Origin of the sequence: Halobacillus halophilus, assembly GCF_020171985.1 — a bacterium.
GTDB lineage: Bacteria > Bacillota > Bacilli > Bacillales > Halobacillaceae > Halobacillus > Halobacillus halophilus_A.
Genome location: NZ_JAIVAL010000012.1, coordinates 47882 through 60280 on the forward strand (window position 1 = coordinate 47882; position 12399 = coordinate 60280).

The following is a 12399-nucleotide window of genomic DNA, read 5'->3' on the forward strand; positions in this document are numbered from 1 at the left end:
CTTCTATAACAGGGCCCTATCCTTTTTTGGCAATGGACCCGAGTTATCTCGAAACTGAGCTTCAAGTAATGGGAGCTTATCTTTGGTACTATACGATTTTATAATAGTGAGACGGGATACTTTTCGAGTAAGGATCTTAGGGGCTGGGCTTCGTTACCGTCCCTGCCTGTAACGGAATCTGCGGTTATCAGTGAGTTCAGGACGGCTTCCTCAGTCGCTTCGCTTACAGCACGAAAGGCTTCATCTATGTCCTCTTCGTGAATGGTCTGAAAAGAGAGGAGAGGTGTGTCTGCTTTATACGGAACTTTAGCAGCTGTCGAGAAACCGATCACGACATCGCCGCTTCCAGTCGTAATCAGAGATCCTGTGCGCGCGAGACCAGTGACGGAACGCTTAATAATACGATTTAATTGCCTTTCAGAAACAGGGAGATCCGTAGCCACAACCACCATCACAGACCCCTTGTCTGCCTCCTTTGAAACTTCGACATGCCTGCTCAACTGCTCGCCTACAGGCCTGCCATTCACTAGCAAATCACCCATACGGCCAAAGTTAGTGAGAACGAGAACCCCGACCGTGTACGTTCCGTGATGGAGTTCAACCAGGCGGGAAGAAGAACCCACGCCTCCTTTTAACGAATAACAAACCATGCCTCTTCCGGCTCCCACACTTCCTTCTGTAAATTCGGAGGATGCTTCCTCCAGCGCCTGGAGTACATGCTTCTTTTCTATGGATAGGGATCTAATATCGTTTAAGATCATGTCATTGCATTCTCCTACCACAGGATTCACACTTCCCGTCGATCGTCCAATCTCGGGGTTCCGTTCGAGCATGTATTCAATCAATGCCTCGGAGGCCGTCCCGATACTTAAAGTATTCGTTAGAAGAATCGGAGTTTCCAGCGTCCCTAATTCATTCATCTGCACCGTCCCCATCGTTTTTCCGAACCCGTTGATAATATGGTTTGAAGCTATTAATTTTTCTTTAAAAATATTCCCCTCATGCGGCAGGATGGCTGTAACTCCTGTTTGAGTACTTCCTTCCCTTAACGTGCAATGTCCTACCCGGACTCCTTCTACATCCGTAATAGCATTCCGTCTTCCCGTACTTAGTGTTCCTATATCAACTCCAAAATCTCTTATTCTAAGCTGGCTCATTGTACCTTCTCCTTTCTCATTTTTACTGCTTTCTAAAAAACATCATGAAATTCCTTTATTTTTTTAAACGTATATTCATCCAGTGGAAGGTGTATATATACAAAATTTTCTTCAATAAAACCATAAAAAGAGTAAGGATCGTAAAAAAATTAAGAAAATTTTTCAAGAAATACAAAGGTTTATGATTGCGCTTACACTATCTAAATGAATGTATTTTGACGTATTTTGAATTGTTTCATTTCTGTGAAAATATACGCAAATACTGTCACGAAAGCGTGAATCATCTAATTTTTCATGATATACTTGTAAGAAACTAAAAAGACAGAATTTTTTAATTTCTACTTTTGACCTACAAGAATACGTCCGCTAGGGGGAATGAATATGCAAAAAAACGGCTACCCTGTACCGCAGGGCCTTTATCATCCTGAGAATGAACATGAAGCTTGTGGAATAGGCATGATTGCGAATATTGATGGAACGAAAAGTCACAGCATTGTTGAAAATGCGATCACTATACTTTGTAACCTGGAACACCGTGGAGGACAATCCGCTGATATCAGTACTGGTGATGGAGCGGGAATTCTAACCCAGATCCCTCATTACTTCTTTAAAAAACAGTGTGAGAAAGAAGATATAGAACTGCCGGAACCGGGAGAGTATGGAATCGGGATGTTCTTCCTTCCAGAAGATCACGATACTCGAATGGAATGCAAGCGCATCTTCGAAAGAATTGTGGAAGAGGAAGGACAAACTTTCCTGGGCTGGCGTACCGTACCGATCAATGATTCATTTGTGGGGGATGACGCTAAGAAGACGAAACCATTCATCCGCCAGGGATTTGTTGCGCCTTCAGAAAATATCAAGACGCAAATGGACCTGGAGCGCCGCTTGTATATTATTAGAAAGCGTGCGGAAATCGAAATAGCTGGCAAAGAAGGCTATGACGATTTCTATATGAGCAGCCTGTCTTCCAATACGATTGTTTATAAAGGGATGCTGATTCCAGAACAGCTGGATTCCTTCTATATAGATTTGAATCACCCTGACTTTAAAACGGCTCTGGCTTTAGTCCATTCCCGTTTTAGTACAAATACATTCCCGAGTTGGAAACGTTCACACCCGAACCGCTTTACCATTCATAACGGGGAATTTAATACATTAAGAGGTAACGTTAACTGGATGAGAGCGCGTCAGGAGCTTTGCAGTTCTGAGTATTTTAGTGAAGAGGACCTTCAGAAGATTCTGCCGATTATTGACTCTGAGGGCAGTGACTCTTCTATGTTCGATAATGCTTTTGAATTTCTTTATTTATCCGGACGCTCCCTTGCTCACACCGCCATGATGATGGTGCCTGAGCCATGGGCAAACGATGACACCATTCATGAAGATAAAAAGAGTTTTTATGAATACCATAGTACGTTAATGGAGCCGTGGGACGGACCTGCCGCCCTGGCATATACGAATGGAAAGCAGATTGGTGCTTGTCTGGACCGTAATGGTTTACGGCCTGCAAGATACTACGTCACGAAAGGCGGAATGATTGTTCTCGGTTCAGAGGTTGGGGCGCTGGACATCTTTGCGGACGATATTTTGTATAAAGATCGTTTGCACCCAGGGAAAATGCTTCTTGTCGATTTAGAAGAAGGCAAAATTATTCCAGATGAAGAAATCAAACTCCAAACTGCCAGAGAACACCCTTATCAGGAATGGATTGACAACCATAAGTATGATTTGGAAGATTTACCGGAACCAACGGAAGAGCACCGTCCAGTCAATCCATTGATCGATCAGCAGCTTGCTTTTGGATATACAACCGAGGAATTAAACAAAATTATTGTTCCTTTAGTATCCAGCCAAAAGGATCCTGTAGGTTCTATGGGGTATGACTCCCCACTTGCTGTTCTATCGAAAAAACCGCAGCTGTTATACAGCTATTTTAAACAGTTGTTTGCCCAGGTAACCAACCCGCCGATCGACGCTATACGTGAAAAGTTAATCACGATGGTAGAAACCACCATCGGAGCTGAGGGGAATCTGGTAGAGCCGAAACCGGACAGCTGTCGTCAAATCAGACTGGAAACTCCAGTGTTAACGAACCGTCAACTGGAACAGCTGCGTCAGCAGTCATTAAAAGGATTTGAAGCCAGTACACTATCTATTTTATTTGAAGCAAAAGAAAATAAGATGGAGAAGGCTCTTGATCGTTTGTTTAAAGAGGCTGATCAAGCCATAGAAGAAGGGACGACTCTCCTCATCCTGTCTGACAGAGGTGTTCATGAAGGGGAAGCTGCTATACCAGCTCTTTTAGCTGTTTCGGGTCTTCATCATCACTTGATCCGTCAAGGGACGAGAACGAAAGTCAGTCTGTTGATCGAATCCGGGGAACCTAGAGAAGTTCACCACCATGCCGCTTTATTAGGCTATGGAGCTGAAGGGATCAACCCTTATTTAGCCTATGACACGATCCGCGACCTTGTAGATCGCGGTGATATCCAGGTAGAATCCTATGAAGCTGCGGTAGAAACATACGTTAAATCCGCAACAGACGGAATTATTAAAGTGCTTTCGAAAATGGGCATATCCACGATTCAAAGTTACCGCGGTGCTCAAATTTTCGAAGCCGTCGGTATCCAGAAGGATGTTGTTGATAAATACTTCACGCGAACAGCGTCCCGTCTTGGCGGGATTGGCCTGGATATCATTGAAAAAGAAGTATTAATGAGACATGAGAAAGCTTATACGGAAAACCGTGGAGGCAACCGTAAGTTAGAAGCGGGAGATGAATTCCAGTACCGTGAAAATGGAGAGGATCATCAGTATAACCCGCAAACGATCGCTACCCTCCAGCACGCTTGTCGTTCCAATGATTATAATCTGTTCAAACAATACTCTGAAATGCTGACAGATGAGAAGAATAATCTTCAGTCACTACGAGGCTTGTTGTCCTTTAAGAAGCGCCCATCGGTGCCAATTGAAGAAGTGGAGTCGGTCGAAGATATTTGCCGCCGCTTCAAAACAGGGGCTATGTCTTATGGTTCGATCAGCCAGGAGGCACACGAGGCATTAGCAATTGCTATGAACCGTGTCGGCGGAAGCAGTAACACAGGAGAGGGCGGAGAAGATCCGGATCGTTTCACTCCAGATGACAACGGTGATACCCGACGAAGCTCCATTAAGCAGGTCGCTTCCGGTCGCTTCGGAGTAACGAGTCACTATTTAGTTAACGCGGATGAAATACAGATCAAGATCGCTCAAGGTGCAAAACCTGGCGAAGGTGGACACCTTCCTGGTAAGAAAGTTTATCCATGGATTGCAGAAGTACGCGGATCTACACCTGGAGTTGAGTTAATCTCTCCTCCGCCGCACCATGACATTTATTCGATCGAAGACTTGGCCGAATTAATTTTCAACTTGAAGAACGCGAACCCTAAAGCACGCGTAAGTGTGAAACTAGTATCAGCCGTCGGCGTTGGTACGATTGCAGCTGGTGTAGCTAAAGGACGAGCTGATCTCGTCTTAATCAGCGGCTATGACGGGGGTACGGGAGCGGCTCCAAGAACGAGTATTAAGCACACCGGTCTCCCTTGGGAAATCGGTCTTGCGGAGACGCACCAGACCCTTGTACTGGACCGACTTCGTGACCGAATTGTCGTGGAAACGGACGGAAAAATGATGACAGGGCGCGATGTAGTCGTTGCGACCTTGCTTGGAGCTGAAGAATATGGCTTCTCTACAGCCCCTCTTGTCGTATTAGGCTGTGTCATGATGCGTGTATGTCATCTGAACACTTGTCCAGTAGGAGTAGCGACACAGGACCCTGAGCTCCGGAAGAAATTCACGGGCGAAGCGGATCACTTGGAAAACTTCATGCGTTTTATTGCGCAGGAAGCTAGAGAATTAATGGCGGAACTCGGTTTCCGTACGATCAATGAAATGATCGGTCGTACCGATGTGCTGCAGGCGAACGAAGCGATTGACCATTGGAAAGCCAAAGGTGTCGACTTATCGGCTCTTCTTTATCAGCCTGTTGTACCTGATAATTATGGGCGTTATGCGATTAGAAAACAGGACCACGGTCTTGAGAAAACACTCGACGTGGAAGAACTGATTCCACTTTGTAAAAAAGCGATTGAAACAGGAGAGCCTGTGGAAGGAACAGGTTCGATTCGAAATATACACCGGGTTACCGGAACCATATTAGGAAGTGAAATCACCCGCAAATATGGAGCAGAAGGTCTACCGGAAGATACGATTCGTCTAACCTTTAAGGGATCCGCAGGTCAAAGCTTCGGTGCCTTTATCCCGAAAGGAATGACGCTTAGACTCGTCGGAGACGCCAATGATTACGTCGGAAAAGGATTGTCCGGAGGTAAAATCATTGTACATCCGTCTCCTAGATCCACGTTCGTACCAGAAGAAAATACGATTATCGGGAACGTTTCATTCTATGGAGCTTCTGGTGGAGAAGCCTACATTAATGGACTTGCAGGTGAGCGTTTCTGTGTACGTAACAGTGGAGCAGAAGTGGTCGTTGAAGGAGTAGGAGATCACGCATGTGAGTACATGACAGGTGGAAAAGTGGTCGTTCTTGGGGGAACGGGCCGCAACTTCGCCGCCGGAATGTCTGGCGGAGTCGCTTACGTGCTGGACGAAACAGAAGAAGTTTTTGAGACAAAATGCAACCATGAACTTGTGCATACTCAAAAGCTGACAGACCCTAAGGAAATTCAAGAACTCTATGAAATGATTGAGAAGCATTTGTCTTATACCAATAGCACGAATGCCCAGCGGATTTTAAATAATTGGGATGCGTTCGTTTCCAAATTTGTTCGCGTCATACCGACAGATTATCTGGCTATGCAGGAACGTATTCAGAGTTTAAGAGAAGAAGGCATGGAGAAGTTTGATGCTGAAATGACTGCATTTGAAGAAAGTAATAAGCCAGTAGAAACAGTAAAATAACAACAGAGGGGGAGATCTGATGGGAAAGTCTACTGGATTCATGGAATATGAGCGTCAGTCGATACCTGAGCGTGATCCGGCAACTAGAACGAAAGACTGGGAAGATTATACTTTACCCATGTCAGACGAGGAAGCACAAAAACAAGGGGCGCGCTGCATGGATTGCGGCGTACCTACTTGTCATTCAGGAATGGAAATCAAAGGCATGACCACCGGTTGTCCGGTTTATCATTTAATTCCTGAATGGAACGATCTCGTCTACAGAGGTCAGTGGAAAGAGGCTTTAAAGAAAGAACATGAAATGAACAACTTTCCTGAGTTCACAGGATTCGCCTGCCCGGCTCCATGTGAAGGGGCTTGTGTGCTGGGTATAAATGAACCGCCTGTAGCTATTCGGTCTGTGGAGCGTTCGATTATTGAAAAAGGATTTGCTGAAGGCTGGGTCGTACCTGAGCCGCCCGAGAAGCGAACGGGAAGAAGCGTTGCTGTTGTAGGCTCCGGGCCTGCAGGTCTTGCCGCAGCGGCCCAGCTTAATAAAGCTGGACACTGGGTAACCGTATTTGAACGTAGTGACCGCGTTGGCGGACTGTTAACGTACGGTATTCCAGAAATGAAGCTTCCTTATGAAATTGTGGAGCGAAGAGTGAATATCCTGAAGCAGGAAGGGATTCGTTTTCAAACGAACACCGAGGTAGGAAGAGACTACCCGGTTTCCCGTCTTAATGAAGAGTATGATTCCGTGATTCTTTGCGGAGGAGCTACCACTCCGAGGAACCTGGAAGTGGATGGCCGTGGTTTGAAAGGCATTCATTATGCTATGGACTTCCTTTATGCAAATACAAAGAGTCTGCTCGACTCCAATCACGAAGATAAAAATTACATTAGTGCGAAAGATAAAAATGTGATCGTTATCGGCGGTGGTGATACAGGGACAGACTGTATCTCTACTTCCCTCAGACATGAATGCAAGACACTGACCCAATTTGATATTTACGATAAAAAAGGGTCAGAACGTGATAACGAAGTAAACCCATGGCCTCAATATCCGATTACTCATACAGTAGGTTATGGACAAAAAGAAGCGGAAGCCAAATTTGGTGACGACCCGCGTGCTTATGCCGTCATGACCAAGAAGTTTGTCGGGGATGAGAATAATAGAATTAAAGAGGTTCACACCATCGATGTGGCTTTGTCCTTTGACGATGACGGCAATAAAGTAAGAACAGAAATACCTGGTACAGAAAAAGTCTGGCCGGCCGATCTTGTTTTGCTTGCCATTGGATTCAGTGGTCCAGAGCAGGACTTGATTGAGAAGCTGGGAATTGAAACGACCGTTAGAACGAACGTAGCAGCTCAGTACGGGAAGTACACGACCAACGTGGAAGGTGTATTTGCGGCCGGTGATATGCGCCGCGGACAAAGCCTGATCGTCTGGGCAATCAACGAAGGACGCGAGGTTGCGCGTGAGTGCGATCGATTTATGATGGGCTCCACTCAACTGCCATAATTTTAAAATGATCAGAGATGTCTCTATACCATAGAGGCATCTCTTTTTTTAGAAGGATCTAATCTAATCAAAATATGTATTTCACAAATAAGCTCCCGATTGCTTATGGTTCAGTTCAGGATAACAAGGAGGTTCTACTAAGGACGACACATCGTGTGGTAACGTCGAACGACCCTGCATCGTGCAGGGCCTAAACTGAGTCTTCCGCAATCTGGATCGATACTGGTATCCCCCTTTTATAACAACGCTGCCAATCTGTGTACTAATTCTATTGAAGAAAATATCTCAGTTTGAAAGTTTTAACAGACGGATGATGGGGTACTAGTTATGTGGAGTTTATAAGAAGTGTTTTTTTATAATCATTTTAAGGAGGAACCTTAATGAGTGATAAGAAAAAAGTAGATAAGCATAGTAAAGACGAGCAGTTGGAACACTATCGCAGAGACGATTCAGGAAAGAATCTTACAACGAATCAAGGATTGAAAATGTCAGAGGATGAGTTTTCCCTGAAAGCGGGAGAACGAGGTCCGACACTAATGGAAGATTTCCATTTCCGTGAAAAGATGACCCATTTTGACCATGAACGCATTCCGGAGCGTGTGGTGCACGCACGAGGTTTTGCGGCTCATGGCGAATTTGAACTATATAAATCTCTTGAAAAATATACAAAAGCAGACTTTCTGACCGATACTTCTAAAAAAACACCCGTGTTTACTAGATTTTCAACAGTAGCGGGTAATCGCGGTTCTTCTGAAACCGTACGTGATGCTCGTGGTTTCGCTACAAAATTCTATACCGAAGAAGGAAACTACGATTTAGTGGGTAACAATATTCCTGTATTTTTTATTCAGGACGCCATTAAATTCCCAGATCTAGTTCACGCATTAAAACCTGAGCCTCATAATGAGATGCCACAGGCAGCATCGGCCCATGATACATTCTGGGATTTCATAGCGAACAATCAGGAATCCGCTCATATGGTCATGTGGGCCATGTCTGATCGTGCTATTCCTAGAAGCTTCCGTATGATGGAAGGATTCGGGGTACATACTTTCCGGTTGGTTAACGCGGAAGGTAAGTCTCATTTCGTGAAATTCCACTGGAAACCGGTGCTCGGTACTCATTCTTTAGTATGGGATGAAGCTCAGAAGATTTCCGGTAAGGACGCAGACTTCCATCGCGGAGACCTTTACAGCTCCATCGAAAATGGGGATTACCCTGAATATGAACTAGGGATACAGGTCATTCCAGAAGAAGATGAGGATAAGTTCGAATTTGATGTGCTGGATCCGACGAAGCTTTGGCCGGAAGAAGATGTCCCAGTGGAGATCGTTGGTAAATTAACATTAAACCGTAACGTGGATAATGTTTTTGCTGAGACGGAACAGGTGGCATTCCATCCAGGTCACGTCGTACCAGGCATTGACTTCACGAACGATCCTCTGCTGCAAGGTCGTTTATTCTCCTATACGGATACTCAGTTAATTCGACTCGGGGGACCAAACTTCCATGAGCTTCCAATTAACCGTCCGGTCTGCCCATTCTTTAATAATCAGAGAGATGGATATGGCCGCCAGACCATTAATACAGGACAGGTCAGCTACCACAAGAACTCTCTGGCTCAGAATACGCCAGAGCCTGCAGCTCCAGAAGAAGGCGGCTATGAGCATTATCACGAGAAGGTAGAAGGGCGCAAAATCCGCGCAAGAAGTGTCAGCTTTAAAGATCACTTCTCTCAAGCAACTCTTTTCTGGAATAGTATGAGCGAACCAGAGAAAGGGCATTTAATTCAAGCCTTCAGTTTCGAACTGGGTAAACTTGAAAGTGATTCCGTTAGAAAGCAAGTAATTGAAATGTTCTCAAACGTCAGTCTTGAGCTGGTTCAAGAAGTTGCTAAAAATATCGGAATTACCCCACCAGAACATGGGGGATCCGATGTAACTAAATCTTCTCCAGCGCTAAGTCAGCAAAATACAGTATTTAAACCAAATACACGCGTAGTAGGTGTTATTGTGGCTGATAACTTTGCTGGAAAAGAGGTGACGAATGTACTAGAAGGACTAACCGATAAAGGTATTTCTCCTGTTGTGATCAGCACTCATCAGGGTACTTTGAAAGGCACAGATGGTACGGAACTGACCGTGGATCACACGTTTACAACCGTTGATCCTGTACTGGTGGATGCTGTATATGTTGCAGGAGGCGGCGAACAGAGTAAGGCATTCAGGAAGAAAGTATCTTATTATCTGAACGAAGCCTTCACACACTTCAAGCCGATTGGTGCTACGCATGAAGGAATCCAGCTATTGAAAGATAATGAATTGTTGGAAGAATCAGGCGTTGTCGCAGAAGAAAATGGTGTTGAATTTGTAAGTAAATTCACTGAAGCAGTAGCGGCTCACCGTCATTGGGACCGCCAGGTGATATAAGAAGGAGATATAAAAGACTGACCCCGCTGGGTCAGTCTTTTTTTACTATAATAAAAATAAGCAGAATGGATTGTTTTAACTTGTGCAAAATAAGGAATAGTCATATACATAATCCTAAAGTGAAGAGGTGTTTCGATGTTACGTACGATTCTAATGATTATTGGTCTTATTGTGGTTATTGGTTTTATCATTTCATTGCTATAATTTAATTATTTATTCATCAGACTCACCTTTCTAAAGGTGAGTTTTTCGTTATACTAATACGTATAATCTAAAGGAGGGTTTCTATCGTGAAAGAACAGGTGGAATTACATAAGGATTCGTTTATAGAGGAACTAAAAGATTTCTTAAAGATCCCGAGCATATCTTCCTTACCTGACCGTAAAGAAGATGTAAATAGGGGAGCCGATTGGGTAGCTGAAGCTCTAGGTAAAGCCGGTATGGAAAACGTAGAGGTCATTCAGACGGAAGGTCATCCTATTGTATATGGGGACTGGCTCCATGCGGAGAACAAGCCTACGGTTCTTATTTACGGTCATTACGATGTTCAGCCCGAAGACCCTCTTGAGCTGTGGGAAACGCCTCCGTTTGAACCAGTGGTCCGTGATGGGAAAATTTATGCCCGCGGAGCAACGGATGACAAGGGGCAATTGTTCCTTCATATTAAAGCGATGGAGCTTCTCAAGAAAGAAAACGGAACGCTCCCGGTTAATGTGAAGTTTTGTATCGAGGGAGAAGAGGAAGTCGCGAGCCCGAACCTTTCTCCTTTTATCAGGAATCATGAAGAAAAGCTGGCTGCAGATGCTGTCGTCATCAGCGATACCACTTTTATTGAGGAAGGACAGCCGGCCATCTGCACTTCGCTCCGCGGAGCCCTTGCTATGGAAGTAAAAGTGAATACAGCAAACACAGACTTACATTCAGGCTCCTACGGGGGAGCTGTACCCAATTCGATTCACGCTCTTGTTTCTCTAATGGACAGTCTTCATGATGAGACCGGAAAAATCGCTGTGGAAGGTTTTTATGAGGGTGTTCCTGAAGCTACTGAGGAGTTAAGAGAAGAAGTGGCGCAAGTACCATTTAATAGTGAGAAAATAAAAAGAGAACTTGGGTTGGAAGCTTTTTTTGGTGAAGAAGGGTTTACCTTCCAGGAGCGTGTAGGAATACGTCCTACTCTTGAGATTAACGGGATTACAGGCGGCTTTCAGGGAGAAGGGTTAAAAACCATTGTGCCCAATCAGGCCAGTGTCAAAATTAGCTGCCGCTTAGTAGGCGAACAGAATCCTCAGGCTGTTTATGAGGCTATTCAGAGTCATCTTCAGACTCGCAAGCCTGTTGGAGCCCGAATCGAAACGGAGCAATTGATTCAGGCAGATCCGGTGGCTATTGATTCTAAAGATGCCTATATCCAGACAGCAGCGGATGCTTATGAGGAAGTGTACGGCGTTCGTCCGCTTTTTCCTAAAGAGGGAGGATCGATTCCCATTGTTGAAGTGTTTGCAAGCGTCTTAAAAGCACCTGTAGTATTAATGGGTTTTGGGCTTCCTTCTGAAAATCTTCATGCTCCGAATGAACATTTTCACCTGGAGAACTTTACAAAAGGGATCGAAACCGCTGCTAATTATTACAATAGATTAGGAAATAAATAACCATTAGCATCCAGACCTTCTCAGGGTTTGGGTGCTTTATTTTTCCTTAGCCTTCTTAATGATAGATGAAATAAAGGGTTCCTTACTTTTCGTATAGGCCGGCCGGTTTTTTTGATAACGAACGGCTAGTGTCTGTTTGTGGGAATTATATTCTTCCATCGCTTCCGGGTGCTGGCGCAGGTAATCCCGAAATAAAAGCTTTTCATCCCATTCCTTCCCTCCAAATTCACAAACATGTAAATGAAAAGTCTGGCTATCCTTTTCCTTCTTGAAAAAACGACGCTCCACAAGTTCCGGCTTAGGGATGTACATATATCCAATAGCTGATAAATGCGGTATGTATGAAGCGTAAGAGTACAGAGACTTGACCCCTGCCATAATGTCAATAATAGGCTTAGCTTCTAACCCAGGTATGGCAGTGCTGCCAATGTGTTCAATTCCAAGCGCACCTTCGCCCAAAGCTTCTGCGATGAACCCTTGTTCCCGTTCGAATAATGCGGGCCATACTGGACGATAGGGATCTAATGAGACCGTTGGCCTTTCTATTGGAGTCTGGTTCGCACAAGGAAAACAGCAAAGAGTCTGATCATTGTTCACCACTCCTTCCAAAAATCCACCTGAACAATAAATGGACGTTCCACAGTTGCGGCACTTGCCTGCTTGCTCTCTCATCACGATCTCTCCTTCATAGTAAA

Annotated in this window: 6 protein-coding genes; 4 read left to right on the forward strand and 2 right to left on the reverse strand. The window is 44.7% G+C overall.

Features of this window, described 5'->3' with window-relative positions:
- Positions 1 to 98: 98 nt before the first annotated feature.
- The gene (locus tag LCM11_RS16270) at positions 99 to 1157 is read right to left on the reverse strand and encodes a P1 family peptidase (RefSeq protein WP_224895338.1); all 1059 of its coding nucleotides are present in this window, start codon (positions 1155 to 1157) and stop codon (positions 99 to 101) included.
- A gap of 381 nt (positions 1158 to 1538) precedes the next feature.
- Here LCM11_RS16270 and gltB point away from each other — a divergent pair, with 381 nt between their 5' ends.
- The 4 genes from gltB to LCM11_RS16290 all read left to right on the forward strand — a co-directional run bounded on the left by gltB (position 1539) and on the right by LCM11_RS16290 (position 11704).
- Positions 1539 to 6119: a glutamate synthase large subunit gene (gltB, locus tag LCM11_RS16275; RefSeq protein ID WP_224895339.1), complete on the forward strand. Its 4581-nt coding sequence runs from the start codon at positions 1539 to 1541 to the stop codon at positions 6117 to 6119.
- Positions 6120 to 6138: 19 nt separating this feature from the next.
- The gene (locus LCM11_RS16280; protein ID WP_224895340.1) at positions 6139 to 7626 is read left to right on the forward strand and encodes a glutamate synthase subunit beta; all 1488 of its coding nucleotides are present in this window, start codon (positions 6139 to 6141) and stop codon (positions 7624 to 7626) included.
- A gap of 380 nt (positions 7627 to 8006) precedes the next feature.
- Entirely contained in the window at positions 8007 to 10055 is a 2049-nt protein-coding gene (locus LCM11_RS16285) for a catalase (protein WP_224895341.1), read from the forward strand.
- Positions 10056 to 10345: 290 nt separating this feature from the next.
- The gene (locus LCM11_RS16290) at positions 10346 to 11704 is read left to right on the forward strand and encodes a dipeptidase (RefSeq protein ID WP_224895342.1); all 1359 of its coding nucleotides are present in this window, start codon (positions 10346 to 10348) and stop codon (positions 11702 to 11704) included.
- A gap of 36 nt (positions 11705 to 11740) precedes the next feature.
- On the opposite strand, the gene LCM11_RS16295 is transcribed toward LCM11_RS16290, so the two are convergent.
- A complete protein-coding gene (locus tag LCM11_RS16295; protein ID WP_224895343.1) occupies positions 11741 to 12376 on the reverse strand; it encodes a GrpB family protein in 636 nt (211 codons plus the stop codon).
- Positions 12377 to 12399: the final 23 nt, after the last annotated feature.